Origin of the sequence: Paenibacillus glycanilyticus, assembly GCF_030161375.1 — a bacterium.
GTDB lineage: Bacteria > Bacillota > Bacilli > Paenibacillales > Paenibacillaceae > Pristimantibacillus > Pristimantibacillus glycanilyticus_B.
Map to the genome: position 1 here is coordinate 17,204 of NZ_BSSQ01000001.1, position 15,672 is coordinate 32,875.

12 protein-coding genes and 1 pseudogene are annotated in these 15,672 nt (G+C 45.5%); 2 read left to right on the forward strand and 11 right to left on the reverse strand.

The genetic code is table 11. From position 1 onward, the window contains the following. Window positions 1-19: 19 nt before the first annotated feature. From QQK89_RS00065 to moaA, 10 genes and pseudogenes are all read right to left on the reverse strand, one after another. A complete protein-coding gene (locus tag QQK89_RS00065; protein ID WP_284236344.1) occupies window positions 20-1,930 on the reverse strand; it encodes a DNRLRE domain-containing protein in 1,911 nt (636 codons plus the stop codon). A gap of 470 nt (window positions 1,931-2,400) precedes the next feature. After that, window positions 2,401-3,634: pseudogene (gene ltrA / locus QQK89_RS00070) on the reverse strand (group II intron reverse transcriptase/maturase); the annotation flags it as partial. A 624-nt stretch (window positions 3,635-4,258) separates the two neighbouring features. Next, entirely contained in the window at window positions 4,259-4,834 is a 576-nt protein-coding gene (locus tag QQK89_RS00075; protein ID WP_284236345.1) for a manganese catalase family protein, read from the reverse strand. Window positions 4,835-4,884: 50 nt separating this feature from the next. Next, window positions 4,885-5,148: a spore coat protein CotJB gene (locus tag QQK89_RS00080; RefSeq protein WP_284236346.1), complete on the reverse strand. Its 264-nt coding sequence runs from the start codon at window positions 5,146-5,148 to the stop codon at window positions 4,885-4,887. Between the two features lie 184 nt (window positions 5,149-5,332). Beyond that, the gene (locus tag QQK89_RS00085; RefSeq protein WP_284236929.1) at window positions 5,333-5,482 is read right to left on the reverse strand and encodes a spore coat associated protein CotJA; all 150 of its coding nucleotides are present in this window, start codon (window positions 5,480-5,482) and stop codon (window positions 5,333-5,335) included. A gap of 480 nt (window positions 5,483-5,962) precedes the next feature. Then, on the reverse strand, window positions 5,963-6,994 hold the full coding sequence (gene ytvI / locus QQK89_RS00090) for a sporulation integral membrane protein YtvI (protein WP_284236347.1): 1,032 nt from the start codon (window positions 6,992-6,994) through the stop codon (window positions 5,963-5,965). A 136-nt stretch (window positions 6,995-7,130) separates the two neighbouring features. After that, window positions 7,131-8,267: a radical SAM/CxCxxxxC motif protein YfkAB gene (gene yfkAB / locus QQK89_RS00095; RefSeq protein WP_284236348.1), complete on the reverse strand. Its 1,137-nt coding sequence runs from the start codon at window positions 8,265-8,267 to the stop codon at window positions 7,131-7,133. A gap of 131 nt (window positions 8,268-8,398) precedes the next feature. Further along, a complete protein-coding gene (locus tag QQK89_RS00100; RefSeq protein WP_284236349.1) occupies window positions 8,399-9,517 on the reverse strand; it encodes an HD-GYP domain-containing protein in 1,119 nt (372 codons plus the stop codon). Window positions 9,518-9,647: 130 nt separating this feature from the next. Beyond that, window positions 9,648-11,087 (reverse strand): bifunctional metallophosphatase/5'-nucleotidase, encoded by a 1,440-nt coding sequence (locus QQK89_RS00105; RefSeq protein WP_284236350.1) that lies wholly within the window; start codon window positions 11,085-11,087, stop codon window positions 9,648-9,650. Between the two features lie 15 nt (window positions 11,088-11,102). Next, entirely contained in the window at window positions 11,103-12,104 is a 1,002-nt protein-coding gene (gene moaA / locus QQK89_RS00110; protein WP_284236351.1) for a GTP 3',8-cyclase MoaA, read from the reverse strand. Between the two features lie 98 nt (window positions 12,105-12,202). Here moaA and QQK89_RS00115 point away from each other — a divergent pair, with 98 nt between their 5' ends. Further along, complete coding sequence (locus tag QQK89_RS00115; RefSeq protein WP_284236352.1) at window positions 12,203-12,952, forward strand: molybdenum cofactor biosynthesis protein; 750 nt, start codon at window positions 12,203-12,205, stop codon at window positions 12,950-12,952. Between the two features lie 139 nt (window positions 12,953-13,091). After that, window positions 13,092-14,156 carry an HD-GYP domain-containing protein gene (locus QQK89_RS00120; protein ID WP_284236353.1) on the forward strand — a complete coding sequence of 355 codons (1,065 nt, stop codon included), beginning with the start codon at window positions 13,092-13,094 and terminating at the stop codon, window positions 14,154-14,156. Between the two features lie 112 nt (window positions 14,157-14,268). Here the strand turns inward: QQK89_RS00120 and sufB are convergent, their stop codons facing one another. Then, on the reverse strand, window positions 14,269-15,666 hold the full coding sequence (sufB, locus tag QQK89_RS00125) for a Fe-S cluster assembly protein SufB (protein ID WP_284236354.1): 1,398 nt from the start codon (window positions 15,664-15,666) through the stop codon (window positions 14,269-14,271). Between the last annotated feature and the right edge of the window lie 6 nt (window positions 15,667-15,672).

Below are 15,672 nucleotides of genomic sequence, written 5' to 3' on the forward strand. Positions count from 1 at the left end.
CCTCCCTATCTAAATTGATTTATAGTATATCTGTTTTCACATTAGTGATCTTACTTTTTAGATTACCGTTAAAATCATACGTGTATAATGTACTATTACGGTAAATCCCTTGTTCATTATATAGTTCTACTAATCGATTAGATGAATCATAGACATAGTAATAGTAATTTAAATTTGAAATACGTATTCTATATAAAGAACTCATTGAGAAAGATGTACTCCCATTATTGAACAATTTTATAGTTATTGTTTGTCCTGCTGTCATTTTTAAATTTAACAACTCGGCGTCCGATGTAGGATTAGATCCTGACATAAGTTCGTTTGAACTACTATCATATACCTTCATATCAATATTTTGATTTGATGGAGGTTTCATCCCAATACAATAATCGCCGTTTCTAAGGGCTGTAAATGTGAAATATTCTACATCTGTGGAATTACTAAGATACCCCCTATAATTAATCTTTTCATATATTTTCAATGAATTTTGAGCAGTATCATTTGCCGTTTCAAAATAGTTTATTGTTAGAACAGGTTCGCCTATTGTATTTTTACTAGAATGAAACCACAAATTAAAGAAATAACCCGATTGTGGTTTTATAACAAAACCATAAAATTCATTTTTTGCATACATATCTGTGACCATTTGAGTAACATCCACATCTACCCAACCATATCCATTTAAAGGTGCTATAAAATTAACAGAATTAACTGATGTATCAGATGGTTTATTGCCCCATACTAATGTCGACGTTAGCCATGATGAAGTAACACGAGAAATTGTCATATTCGCTGTTCCTGGAGTGCCTTCTCGATTATCTTTTAAAAACAATGAAAGTTTTGCACTGTTGATTATCTTTCCTCTTAATCCATAGAAAGTAGAGTAATGCTCAAAGTCAATATATGTTCTGGATTCATCACCATTAGCATTTTTCATTACTTGGAGTTGAGTAGACGTTCCAAAATTAATACCTGAACCTGTGTTATTAGCTACATAGGAATCTGTCAGGCCAGCTTTACTAGTTTTATCTGTTATTGTAGGGTCAATAATAATTGGATAGGAAAGATTCGTGGTATCAATCTCAAACTTTAACAACGTATGATTAGCTTCTTGTTCAATTACAGGTTGAATCTCTCTATGCGTTCCACTTGCATCTTCAAACCACATTGGATCAATTTGAAGCTGCCCTGATGACAAATTGCTATCCAGCTTCTTATTAATACGATACGAAAATTGCGTTGGGGCATTTTTACTTTTTAAATAGATTGTTTCCTTAATTCCATAAGACTCAAGTGAAAGTCTGACGTCTGTGTCTTTCCAAACATTCGGATAATACATTACATTCGTTTCCGAACTACTTAAAGATCCTTTGCTTCTGTTTGCATTAATAGGTACGAGAGATATCCTATCTGTGCCTTTAGACATGGTGTAGCCTTTACGGTAATCCTTTGGAATCCTAATATTAAATGGTACCTTTAATGCACGATAATCCGAATCTAGCAGTGAGGCTTCCTCTTTACTAATAGATTTCTTTTGATTGTTTTTTCTGGCAATTTCTTTTACTTCTTTAGCAACTTCTTTAGAGTAAATATCATGATCGTCCACTATTAATGCTTCATCTACAAATTGAGTATCAATGTCTTGTAATCTACCTTTCTCATCTTCATAATGGATAGCGTTTGAATAAAAATTAGCCTGAATCGATCCATCTTCAAGTAGGAATTCTTTGGAGGCTATTTTTCTCCGATCGGATAATTCCTTTACTATTTTTTTCGATTTTTTTTCATCTGAACTAGTAATACTAGTATTTTGACTTGCGGTATTTTGACTTGCGAATGTTTTCTGACCAATTAGTGATGTTAATAATAACAAACACAAAATAATTTTAAGAAATTTATTGAATAAAGTTTTTGACATAATTATCTTCATACATTTCCCCCTACAATCCATAATTTAGTTGATTTAGCATAATTCATCACCAAAAATAACATCAAGACATTTTTTACTCAATAATAATATATTTTATATATCACCTTCTTCCTATTAAGCAATTTAATATACATCTTTTGTAATATCAAATCAAATATAAATATAATATTAATAATATACATATTTTAATATGTAGTTTTTTTTGATTTATGGTAAAATTTTTGGGATTTTTCCGATAACCACCTACTTTTTAAACAGAACTGTAACCGACAATGTACTTATTCCTTTTTCCAGTAATTAATTCTTAGACTGAATAGCTTGTTTATATTAATAAAGTCTAGTCAAGTTTCATCCCCTTAAATAACGAACGTACCGTTTAGATACGTTAGAGCGTAATCGAGTAGGAGGGGGCGGCTAGCCCCCGTCCTCTCACACCACCGTACGTACCATTCGGTATACGGCGGTTCATGCATATTCCGCAATTGTTTGTATTTGTCCATTAAACCCTGTAGCCCGATGGTTGACCAATACTGGTTATTCAATGCACGGCTAAGGATTGGACTACTAGCTATTCGCCAATATTTCTTCCTCGAATTGCCCCATTCATAGGCTTTCTGCTTTGAGATACCTAGTGAAATCAGTTCTCTTACCTTTGTCCTCGGTAGCTTCTACTGCTTCCACGTACACATCCGAAGTCTTCTTCTTATCCACTTGTCCAATTCTCGAAACGTACTTTCCGTTTCCGCTAATGCGTAGTAGCCACACCATCCCATCAGATATTGGTTGAGTTCCTTTATACGGACCTCCATGGGAGTTGACGAACTCCGCGATGTGATCCATTTAATCTTTACCTTTACTCGTTGCAAAGAAAATCCTTATTCGCGGATTTTCCTTCTCTCTCCCGAACGTGAATCCAAGGAATTTTCTTTCCTGCTTTTCGTTTGGTTGACCTTCAATTTTTAGTTTTCGTTCAATAAAAGAGGAGACGGAGTCCATCACACGTTGACCTGCTTTCCACGTTTTCACATAGATGTTACAGTCGTCCGCATAGCTTACGAGCCGAAGGTTTCGTTTCTCCAATTCTTTATCTAATTCGTCTAAGACAATATTAGATAGTAGTGGACTTAGTGGACCTCCTTGTGGAGCACCTTCTGCTGTTCCTCTTATAAGACCATTTTCCATCACTCCTGCTTGCAAGTAGGAACGAATAAGCTTCAGTACTCTTTTATCCGGTACTCGTTCTGCGAGTCTTGCCATCAGCCGATCGTGATGAACGCGGTCGAAGAACTTCTCAAGGTCGATCTCGACTACGATTCGGTATCCTTCTTGCATATACCCTTTTGCTTTCCTTACTGCATCATGGCCTCGCCTTTGTGGGCGGAATCCATAACTATGTTCGGAGTAAGCGGGGTCAAATACGGGCGTCAATACTTGCGTGATCGCTTGTTGAATAAGACGGTCTGTCACGGTAGGTATCCCTAAAGACCTCGTTCCACCGTTCGGTTTCGGGATTTCGACCCGACGGACTGGACTCGGTTCGTAGGTTCCGTTCCTTATGCTTTCTCGAATGGTCGGCCAGTTTTGTACGATGTGTTCGCGTAAGGTTTTTACCGACATACCATCTACGCCGTGACTCCCTTTATTCGCTTCGACTCGTGCTAGAGCCGTTAGCATGTTTGCTCGTGACAGCACTTCTTCGATCATCTTTTGATACACTCCTTGCGTGAATAGTTCTTCCTTTTTGTGCCGCTGATGGACTATGCCCTTCTGAGTTCCCTCGCGTACTCACCGCTACTTCTCTCAGATAAGTCCCTTAAAAAAAATAGGGATTGTCTGCTTTCTTCGCCCATCTTCGAACGCCAAGTTGTCCCATTCCTATTCCATGTTCAGCCCTTCTGCAACTGTTGCAACAGTCTGCATACTATGGCCTCTGCTGACTTCTGTAGGTTCAGCACGCCTTCTCAGGCATGTTTACAGCTTGATTGCTGCCTGCCATACAGATCTCCCCAGGTAAGAACGCTATCTTCCTCTCCATCTATCTGCTCCATTTACTCTCGTACGCCTTCGGCAGTATGGGCTTTGGTTTGTTGTGCAACCTCACCCAACGTACGTTAGCCTTATATGAAGTTCGTGTTCCTCAGACCGGAGATTTGCCGCCGACTTCCTTCAGATTCCATCTCACGATGGACACCCTTGTCTTAAGCTATGGTTACTACTGCCTTCACCATTCGGGACTTGAACCCTAGAGATAGCGCCCATGCTGGGCGCACACAAAAAAGCAGCCGATATCGGCTGCTATCTGACTATTCCTCAATATTAATGCCTAGCCTACACCTTAAATACTTTCTTGGTCCCCCAGTCAGACTTTATCATCTCAACCGCTTCCCTAAACCTTAGAGAATGGACAATCTCACGCTCACGTAAAAACTTAAGACCATCTTGCAAATCCACATCATCTGTCATATCAATTAGCCACTGGTACGTAGCACGGGCCTTCTCTTCGGCTGCAATATCCTCATATAGGTCTGCGATCGGATCACCCTTGGTACCGATATAGGCTGCCGTCCACGGTACCCCTGATGCATTCACGTACATCATCCCATTATCATGGTTTACAAAATTTTCTCCAAGGCCAGCTTCCATCAGTTGTCTGGGCGTGGCGTCTTTTGTCAATTTATATACCATTGTGGCAATCATTTCCAAGTGCCCAAATTCTTCAGTCCCTATGTCTGTCAAAAGACCTATCACTTTGTCGGGTATGGAATAACGCTGATTCAAATAACGAAGAGCCGCGGACAACTCGCCATCCGCCCCTCCGTATTGCTCAATTAAGTATCGGGCCATCATGGGGTCACACTTTCCAACTTTTACCGGGTATTGCAGCTTTTTCTCGTATAACCACATCCGTTTGACACGTCCCCTTTCTCAGGCGGATTTTCAGAGCGGAACTGGCATTACACCTGCCACGGCCATGGACTTTCTGACCACTGCCACGGGTATTTCGAAAAGCTATTGCCGTATTGAAGCGTAGGTCCATATAAGCTTTCAAACATTTGCCTGCATTGATGCTGCTGCATCGCTAGTTGATTAAACTGCTGGATTGCCTGCGCGTCGTGCGGATGGGTATCCAAATATAACGTTAATTCCACTAAAGCAAATCCAATTGCCTGAAGTTCCTCCAGCTTGCTGTAATATTGTTCGTCGAGAACGATGCTCAAGGAATTCGACCTCCTCAAAAGAATTGCGAAGCAATTCTTGCTTCGTAAGGACCAGCTTAAAGAATTGTCACACAAATAGGAGCATTAACGCCTATTTGTGATAATTCTTACTTCGTAAGCATTAATTGCGAAGCAATTCTTGCTTCGTATGGAACAGCTTAAAGAATTGTCATACAAAATAAGCTTACAAATAATATCTGGATTGATAGTTGCTGTACAAAGCCGGCCAGAGCGTCCCCCGCTTCAGCGCCTCATGAATCGAATATTGAGGCAGCCCTTGCGGTTGATATGCAATAAACTGATTAGGCGGTACTACATAGGTTTTTAGTTTCATTGGCGGACATGGATCGCATGGACCAATAAACGGCTCATAGACATGTATCTGATTTAAAGGATTTTGATTATTAGCAGTCTTGTATTCTTTTTTCTCTTTGCCCTTCTCCGTATTTTCTGCAGCAGCTGCATTTACTTCTGTGTTTGCTGCATTGGCTGCCGTATTTGCCGCGTTAGCTGCGTTCGCCGCATTAGGAGCGCTATTCGTAGCCTGAGCCGCCAGATTGGCATTGTTCTCGGCTCGGTCATTTCTCTCGGTGATCATCCGGTTACCCCTCCCTGACATTTAGACATCTCCTAATCACTTTATGCCGGCAGGGCTTTTCCCCATTAACACAATTACAAAAACCTGGTATTTTCTGCTCAATGCAGCATCTTGTAACAGCTGGTTCAGGTTCTAACGCGGGTTTAGGGCTTATTGGGTAACAACAATTTATTCATCAAAAAAAGCCGTCCAAAGGACGGCTTCAAAAGTGCGATTTTATAACTTAATATTAATTCTGAACAAACCAGCTTTGCGTATCGCCATATAGATAATAACGACCAGCGGCCCGAGGAATACCCCGATTACGCCAACCAGCTTAAAGCCGACATACAAACTGATTAAAGCGGATAAGGACCCGATGCCCACCGCGTCACCCAAAATTTTTGGTTCAACTATACGGCGGAAGATCGTCATAAATACGAATAAGATGTACAACCCGATCCCTGCGTATAAATCACCGGTAATGATCAGATAGGTGCCCCAAGGCACTAGCACGGTACCTGTACCCAGAATAGGCAGAATATCGACAATGACGATTAACAAGGCAATCGCGAGCGGGTATTTGATATCTAGAATGATCAGGCCAATCAAAGAAATGATGTACGTTAGAGCACTGAGAATAATTTGCGAGCGGAGAAAACCAAAAATCGACTTTTTCAAATTTTCCAGAACTTCATTAACTTGCGGACGCGACTTTTCTTCGAATAACGTCAGGAAAGTCGTTTTCATCGTATTTAAGCTAAATCCGAACATGTAGACGGCTACTAGGAAAACGATAAAGAAGATAAACATTCCTGGAATGCCCGAGGCAAACGAAATAACGGAAGAAGACAAGCTGCCTACCATACCCGTCAATGATTTGCTGACATCCGTCAGCCAATCCTCAATCTGGCTCACCGTGTCCGGAGAGAAGTTAGCGTAAAGCGATCTTGCGTTCTCGACGAGATCTGTGACATATGTACTGGCGTCTCCGAAATAGTTTGGAACTTTTTGCGCGAATGCAATGAGCTCGGCCACTACTTTTACGCCAAGCAACGCCATCAGTCCGATCAGTACAAACGTAAACAAACTGCTAGAAATGGTTGAAGCCAGCAACCGGTTTGTCTTAAATCGACGGATGAAAAATTGCGTCAGCGGCTCCATAAATATAGCTACCACAAGCGCAAGCAGAAACGGCGCCCCTACCGTAAACAAGAGGTACAACAGGAATAATGATAAACCTACCATGACTATAGTTTTGATCGACACGTTAACGGTTTCCTCCTTTCCTCTGAAAAATGGACCTGACCTATGTATGAGGGGCCATGACTTTCGTATGAGCTTCGTCCACTATCAGCATACGCCCATTTTCGAAAGTAATGTCCCCCTTACCATCAATAATTTCCTATAAAATAGCCTTTTTCTGAAGGAAGTCTACTTCTTTGTAATACATGTCTTTCACCAGCAGATTAGGACCGCAACATGACGCTGCAGGACAATGGCAATTCACGCCGCTTGCCAGATCATGGCCTAGCCAACGGTCGAACAACTGGTCAAGCTGCTCATCCTGGATGTTGCCAAACGCCGGTACGTCGGAGAAGTCCGTCACGTATACGTCGCCGGTGAACAAGTTCACATTAAGACGGTTCCGGCCGTCCGGGTCATTGCGTACGGTGACATTTGGTTCCGACGCAAGTCTCTTCAAGAGCTTCCGCTCCTCTTCGTTATCGCTGCAATGGTAGAACGGCAACGTGCCGAACAACATCCATATGTTTTTATCCCGAATATCAAGGAGCTTGCTGATCGCACGCTGCATATCTTCCTTCGATAGAACGGGAAGATCCTTAGCGAACGAACTCGGATACATCGGATGCACTTCATGACGCTGGCAACCCATTTCAATAATAAGCCGATGGATCTCTTCAATCCGATCATGAGTCCGATAGTTAATCATCGACTCGGCGGAGACAAGAACTCCCGCGTCGCTCAACCGTTTGGCGTTATCGATCATCCGGTCGTACAGCTTTGCGGCTGCATCGCGCGATACCGCATGGCCTGCCTTCGCGAACCCGATCTGATGGAAGTCGTCGGCATTCGTGTAATTAAACGAAATGTGCATGACATCCAAATAAGGAGCCAATTGCTCGTACCTGCTGTACGGCAGCGTGACATTCGAATTAATCTGAGAACGGACGCCGCGGCTCCGCGCATATTGAAGAAGAGGAACCATATATTCCTTCACCGTCTTGTCCGAGAAGGATGGCTCACCGCCCGTAATACTGATCGTCTCCAGATATTTCACTTCATCCAGACGTTTGATCATCAGCTCCAGAGGCAGCTTAGCCGGTTCCAGCATCACAAGCGTATCGCCTACGGCACAATGCTCGCAGCGCATATTGCAAAGATTGGTCACCGTCATCTCAACGCTTGTCAAGGTATGACGGCCGTATTTTTGCAAGGAACGAATGGGGTCCCAAGGATCATTTTGCGGAGATAATGGTGTTAAAGGATTGGAGTTTAAAGCAAAATCTAACGTATTCATAAATATCAGCACCTGACTTACATGGATAGAATGAGTATAACTTATACTATTGTAATGTTCGAAGGGAAATGAAGCAAATAAAATAGGTATAAAAAACGAAAAAGGAGGCATCGCTGCCCCCTTGTCTCTTCTTATATTCCTGATGCCATGCCGACATCGGACTGCTCTCCGTTGACTCTGACGATCATCGTGCTGAGCTGCTTCGACAAATCGATCTCATAAGGCGAGCCGAGTTGTTCTCCTGCTTCATTATATAACAGACGAACGATTGGACGATGCGGATACGAATGGTTGAAATCAACCACAACTCCAGTCTCCCCGGTATGAAGCTGTACCGTAATTCCAATCGGATAAATCGCAACTTTATCCCGGAACAGCTGTACCATATGCTGTTCGTACAAAGTACCGGTACCGGCATACAGCAGCTCGATAGCTTGATGAGGCAGCATGGGCGAACGGTATACGCGATTCGTTGTCATGGCGTCATAGGAATCTACAAGGCCAATCCACTTGGCGTATTCATGGATCTCATCCCCCGCTATGCCGCGCGGATAACCGCTTCCATCGATCCGTTCATGATGCTGGAAGGCACAATGGGCCACTACAAGCGGCATATTGGGCTCATCCTTGAGCAGCTCAAAGCCGAACTTGGCGTGATTCCTCATCATCTGGAACTCGTGGTCCGTTAAGGAGCCGGGTTTTTTCAGCACATCCATCGGAATTTGCGTTTTCCCTATATCATGAAGCAATGCGCCCATGCCGAGCTTCATTAATTCTTCTCTAGGGTATCCGTATGCGGAGCCCAGCAGTGTGGTATAGACACATACATTAAGCGAATGCTGATACAGATAGTCATCAACAATGCCCATATTCATCAGCATAATCATGGCGTCCTTATGGTTGGACAGGTCGTCTATAATCATGTTCATTACTTGTTTGAAGGGTTGTGCAATATAGGGATAAGGCGCGCCTTTTTTCTGCTTCGGAAGGTCCATCATGGCGCGGAAATTCGATTTGATCTCTTTCAGAGCGAGACTGATCGTATTCTCGGAAATGATTTCCGGCATGACGATATCGTCCGTCCTCGGATCTTTAATGAATACATACTGAATACCATATTGGTCCAAGCGGACAATATGGCGGCTAGTCAATTCGATGTTTTCTCCTAAGAGGACTAAACCGTCGCCCGAGAAAATTTTTTTGGCAAGTCTCATGCCAGGCTGGCATTGTGTTATAGGTACCAAGCGCATAATCCCGATTCCCCTTAATACGGCGTCTATAACTATCATCCGAAGAAATAGATCTATATCTTTATATTCGGACAAAACTAGCCGTATTGTTAATGTAAGGGAAAATTTGTCGCTTGGCAACTATTTTACGCTAAAAATTCGACATTATTCTCCATCTTTCATAATGGCAGGCGGAAATACCGTGACCACTGGCCAATTCCGAAGCAAGCAAATCCCGGATAAACTCAGGCAGATAGTAGGAGACGTCCTTCGCCCGTCCTAACGATAAGTAACCGATATGGAACGTAAACATATCAATGCTTCCCACAACATAATCCCTGCTATCCGAAAGCGGTTCGCCATTCACGGTGATCGACACAATTCGACTAAGTTCCGGAAGCGACGGGTCATATTCCACTTCCATGCCGTCGATCGCAAGCGTGCCAAGCACTTCCCCGCGGAAGCCGTATCCCTTAATCGGCATTCCTGTAAAACTTGGCAGCAACGCCTCTTCGAGCGCTGCTCTTATATTGGTGCCGCTAATCAGCATGCGGCACGGATTGATCGGCGACGGACAGAGGGCATGCAGCTGCCCCTCTGTCACGTCGCCCTGCTGCAGGCCGCCAAGCAGCTGCCCCGTATTTACGATGCCAATCTCGGCATCGGTATGGCGGCGCAGGCCGGCGGCCAGCAAGTTCCCGAGCGGCGATTCCCGCTCGGGGAGGGCGGGCAGCGGCGCATCCAGCCGGGTAATTACCCGGCTGAGCCGCAGCTTGCCCGCCTCGCGGTAGCCGCCGATAATCGCGGCGGCTTCCGGATGCTCCGCATAGGCGGCCATCGGCACGCATGCTGCGCGAATAACCATGCGCTGTGCGCTCTCGTCCCGCTCGAGCTCCACGCGCCCGATCTGTTCGCCGAATTTCCCGGCGGCGCAAATCGAGGTGCCGCCGATAACCAGCGGCTCCTCTAACAAATGATGCGTATGCCCGCCCATGATCAGATCGATGCCGGGTACTTGCTCGGCTAATTGTTTATCTATATTAATGCCGAGATGCGACATCACGGCAATAACGTCCGCTTGCTCTCTTAATTTCTTGACTTCTTCGCCAATCGCCTCGAGCGGATCCGTCAAATCCCAGCCAAGCAATTCGTAGAAATCCGTATAACGGGTAGTCGCGGCAATTAGTCCGATCTTGATGCCGCCTTTCTCCACAATCATGCTTGGCAGCATCCACTCCGGCAGCTTGCCCGAATCCGTCTCGCGCATGTTGGCGCCAAGAATCGTAAAGTTCGCATCGCGGTATACCCGCTCAAGTGTCTCCTTCGAATACGTAAGCCCTTCGTTGTTGCCAAGCGTAATCGCATCGTAGCCCGCGGCGTTTAATAACGCGATGTTAACCATGCCGTCGCTGCCTTCGGTCTCCAGCCGAATCCGGTCCATATGATCGCCGATATCCAGGCAGAGAAGATGGTCTCCGCCTTGGATCGTCCGCTGCTCTTCGATATAAGAAGCGATTCTCGCCGCATTCTCGAGACGGCTGTGAATATCGTTGCTATGCAGAATGATGATGGGTCTATTAGAGAATGTCATGCCTGCCTCCTCAGATCACCCGCCGATTTGTGACATGCGGCGGTCGGTCGGTGTATGGGTTAACGCCTCATTTGCGAGTTTTGCCGCCATTTCATGATTTTCCGGCTTCAGGTCCATTGCTCTGTAAAAAATATTTCGCATGGCTTCCGGATCGCCTAACGCTTCCTTCACATTGAGTTCATCCACCCAATACAGGCATGGCTTCATCGAACCGTCCGCCGTCAGACGGAGCCGGTTGCAGCTCTTGCAGAAATGGTCGCTGACCGGATGAATAAGTCCAAAAGAGCCTTGGCCGCCTTCCATCTGCCAATCATCCGACGGACCATTTCCCTTTACGTTTAATCTTCTTGTAATCGTATAACCTTCACGCTCCGCCGCATCGAGTACATGCGACAACGGCAAATAATGGTTGCGCCAATTCTCGTCCGCGTGACCAATCGGCATATATTCAATAAACCTGACATGCATCGGCTGTTCGTAAGCCAGCTTCAGGAAAGCCGCAATCTCATCCTCGTTTATGCCTTTAAGCAGCACGCAGTTCAGCTTAATCGGAGCAAGCCCGACACGTCCGGCTGCTTCAATACCTTCTATAACGCGTTTCAAATCGCCTCTGCGGGCAATGAATTTAAATCTCGTTGGATCCAGCGTATCGAGGCTAATGTTGACCCGGTTTAAGCCAGCAGCCTTTAGCGCTTCGGCATGTTTGCCGAGCAGCATGCCATTGGTCGTCAACGCTATGTCCTCAATGCCCGGAATCGCCTTCAACCTGCGAATCAAGCCGTCCAGACCAGGGCGTACTAGCGGTTCGCCGCCCGTGATTCGAAGCTTCGAAATACCAAGTTCCGCTGCCGTTTCCACAACCTGAACGATATGATCGTAACTTAGAAGATTGCTGGCGTCCTCGAACTCCATTCCTTCCTCGGGCATGCAATATAAACAACGCAGATTGCATCGATCTGTAACCGAAATACGCAAGTAATCGTGTTCTCTCCCGAAACGGTCCACCAATGGGGGCATGCCTCTCACTCCTTTTCTCTGCTACTAGAATAACATTTTTCAACTGATTATGGTATGCTAATACGGAGTTCAACCTAATTAATGAGAGGTTATATGACATGACATACACTTGGAAAATACAACTGTTTGCAGGGCTGGCTGGCCGTTTCGGCAGCCCCGTTATTCATATCGAGAAGGATGCGCCTTCCATGACGGTAGCCGCTCTGAAGCAAGAACTAGCTGACCAATATCCGCAGGAGGCTGATCTGATTCGGATTTCGTTCGTCGCATGCAATCAGACTTACGCCTCGGATGAGACCGTCATTCAGGCAACGGACGAGCTTGCCGTCCTTCCTCCCGTATCGGGCGGAGAACCGGAGGATCAAGAACCGGATTCGCAAGAATGCGTATCCGCAAACGGCCATTATGTGATAACCAAACATCCGATAACTTCCGATGAAGTTCTTGCCAAAGTAATCGTACCCGAGCATGGTGCGGCGATTGCGTTTGTTGGAACAACCCGCGAGTGGACGAACGGCCAACGTACCGTGCGGCTTGAATATGAAGCCTATGCGCCTATGGCTGTTCGGACGATGGAGCAGATCGGCGCCGAGCTTAACGAACGTTGGCCCGGTACCCATTGTGCGATCTCGCACCGTATTGGCGTTGTGGATCTTGCGGAGACCAGTGTAGTCATTGCCGTTTCCTCGCCGCACCGCGATGCTTGTTACGACGCCAGCCGTTATGCGATCGAAAGACTGAAGCAAATTGTTCCGGTCTGGAAAAAAGAAATATGGGAAGACGGTTCTGAGTGGAAAGGCCATCAGTTAGGGAGTCCTTGGAACCCAATAGAAACATTATCCAATTAGTGGAATAATTATTTTACAAGTGGGACCGAAAGTATAGGACAATAGTCATAATTTCTCGCCCCTCTTATTGCCATAACATTCATTCATTGTTACTATTACATCATACATACCGTTCATAATTTACTATTGAGGTGCAACGATGAGGCTGCATATTTCTGATTTAAAAGAGGGAGATATTTTACTCAAGGACACCTTTAACGGTTACGGCCTGCATGTTTTGTCCAAGAGTACCGTTCTAACGCACAAGGATATTGCGAAGCTGTTTCAGCATCAAGTTGACTATGTTGACATTGAGGACCGGAGAACTACTGAGCAACCTGATCATCGAACACTGGAAAATTCCGTTCACCCCAAATGGCTGCCAAACGTACGGCCCGATTACGAGAACGCCGTCAAAGGCTTCCAGGATTTGTTCTTGAAAGCAACCGCCGGCGGAGTCGTGAACCAGGATGAAGTTGCAGCTGCCTTCTCGCCTCTTCTGAAAAATTTCCAAATGGAGCGCGATGTCGTCTCCATGCTGCTGCTCTTGAATACGGCAGACGATTATACTTACCAGCATTCCGTTCAAGTTGGGATGTTGTCTTATTACCTTGCTTCCTGGCTTGGCTACACGGAATTGGAAGCGCTTGAGATCTCCAAAGCCGGTTATCTTCATGACATTGGCAAGAGCAGAATTTCGTCCAGCATTCTGGACAAGCCTGCCAAGCTTACCGAACAGGAATTTGAAGAAGTAAAGAAGCATACGCTTTACGGGCATGAAATTATTCAACAATCTTTCCATGATCAATCGGAATTTTTGTCCGTTAGCGCCCTGCAGCATCATGAACGAATCGACGGCAGCGGATATCCATACGGCCTGCATGGCGATGAGATACATCCCGTAGCGAAAATCATTGCCGTTGTAGACATTTACAGCGCGATGATCTCCGAGCGCGTCTACAAGAAGAAACGCGATTTGTTCTATGTCCTCAAGGAACTCTACAAGATGAGTTTTAACGAGCTCGATGCCCGCACGACCCATACGTTTATCAAACATATGATTCCTAACTTTATCGGTAAAAAAGCCGTTCTCGAGAGCGGCGAGGTTGGCACGATCATTATGACTCATCCAACCGAATTTTTCAGGCCGCTTATTCAGATTGGCGAACAGTTTATCGATCTGACCGTAGACCGCGATTATGAGATTAAAGCCATTATTTTCTAGCTTTGTATGGCAGCCAGCATGAAGAAAGCCCGTCCTTAGTGGACGGGCTTTTTATTATGCCAAAAAAATACGTGTCCGAGATGAAGTTCTCGGACACGCATCCCTATCTTTATTAACCGATCGAACCTTCCATTTCGAACTTGATGAGACGGTTCATCTCAACCGCATATTCCATCGGAAGTTCTTTCGTGAACGGCTCGATGAAGCCCATTACGATCATTTGCGTTGCTTCCGCTTCGGACAATCCGCGGCTCATCAGGTAGAACAGCTGGTCCTCGGATACCTTCGATACGGTTGCTTCGTGCTCAAGCGTAATGTTGTCGTTCATGATCTCGTTGTAAGGAATCGTATCGGATGTCGACTCGTTATCGAGAATAAGCGTATCACACTTAATGTTCGACTTCGAACCTTCGGAGTTGCGTCCGAAGGAAGCAAGACCGCGGTACGTTACTTTACCGCCATGTTTCGAGATCGATTTCGATACGATCGTCGAAGTTGTGTCTGGAGCCAGGTGAAGCATTTTCGCGCCTGCATCCTGGTGCTGGCCTTTGCCTGCAACAGCGATGGAAAGTACCATGCCTTTTGCGCCGCGGCCCTTCAGAATAACAGCAGGGTATTTCATAGTCAGCTTGGAGCCGATGTTGCCGTCAACCCATTCCATCGTCGCGTTTTCTTCTGCAACCGCACGTTTTGTAACGAGGTTGTAGATGTTAGGCGCCCAGTTCTGGATTGTCGTATAACGGCAGCGAGCGTTCTTCTTAACGAGAATCTCTACAACCGCGCTATGCAGCGAGTTTGTGCTGTAGATTGGAGCCGTACAGCCTTCTACGTAGTGTACGAAGCTGTCTTCGTCAGCAATGATCAGCGTACGCTCGAATTGACCCATGTTCTCGGAGTTAATGCGGAAGTAAGCTTGCAGAGGCACTTCGCATTTTACGCCTTTTGGTACGTAGATAAAGCTGCCGCCGGACCATACCGCACTGTTCAGAGCAGCAAATTTGTTGTCCGTACGCGGGATGATTGTGCTGAAATATTCTTTAACGAGATCCGGATATTCGCGAAGAGCCGTATCCATGTCTGTAAAGATAACGCCTTGCTTCTCCAGGTCTTCTTGCATGCTGTGGTAGACAACCTCGGACTCGTATTGAGCCGATACGCCCGCAAGGAACTTTTGCTCCGCTTCAGGGATACCCAGCTTATCGAATGTTTCTTTGATTTCTTGCGGTACTTCTTCCCATGTCTTGCCTTGTTTCTCGGACGGCTTAACATAGTATTGAATGTCGCTGAAATCCAGATCAGCCATGTCGCCGCCCCAGTTAGGCATCGGCATTTTGTTGAATTGCTCCAGCGATTTCAGACGGAACTCGAGCATCCACTCGGGTTCGCCCTTCATCTCGGAAATCGTGCGAACGATCTCTTCCGTTAATCCTTTACCGGATTGGAAGACCGCTTTATGCTCGTCACGGAAACCATACTTATAATCTTCCATTTCAGGCATTGTTCCTGGCATGGTTAT

What these genes read in the sequence shown, in the direction of transcription:
- QQK89_RS00065 (WP_284236344.1), bottom strand. Translation starts at nt 1,930, where the DNA reads ATGAAGATAATTATGTCAAAAACTTTATTCAATAAATTTCTTAAAATT.
- QQK89_RS00075 (WP_284236345.1), bottom strand. Translation starts at nt 4,834, where the DNA reads ATGTGGTTATACGAGAAAAAGCTGCAATACCCGGTAAAAGTTGGAAAG.
- QQK89_RS00085 (WP_284236929.1), bottom strand. Translation starts at nt 5,482, where the DNA reads ATGAAACTAAAAACCTATGTAGTACCGCCTAATCAGTTTATTGCATAT.
- yfkAB (WP_284236348.1), bottom strand. Translation starts at nt 8,267, where the DNA reads ATGAATACGTTAGATTTTGCTTTAAACTCCAATCCTTTAACACCATTA.
- QQK89_RS00100 (WP_284236349.1), bottom strand. Translation starts at nt 9,517, where the DNA reads ATGCGCTTGGTACCTATAACACAATGCCAGCCTGGCATGAGACTTGCC.
- QQK89_RS00105 (WP_284236350.1), bottom strand. Translation starts at nt 11,087, where the DNA reads ATGACATTCTCTAATAGACCCATCATCATTCTGCATAGCAACGATATT.
- moaA (WP_284236351.1), bottom strand. Translation starts at nt 12,104, where the DNA reads ATGCCCCCATTGGTGGACCGTTTCGGGAGAGAACACGATTACTTGCGT.
- QQK89_RS00115 (WP_284236352.1), top strand. Translation starts at nt 12,203, where the DNA reads ATGACATACACTTGGAAAATACAACTGTTTGCAGGGCTGGCTGGCCGT.
- QQK89_RS00120 (WP_284236353.1), top strand. Translation starts at nt 13,092, where the DNA reads ATGAGGCTGCATATTTCTGATTTAAAAGAGGGAGATATTTTACTCAAG.
- sufB (WP_284236354.1), bottom strand. Translation starts at nt 15,666, where the DNA reads ATGCCAGGAACAATGCCTGAAATGGAAGATTATAAGTATGGTTTCCGT.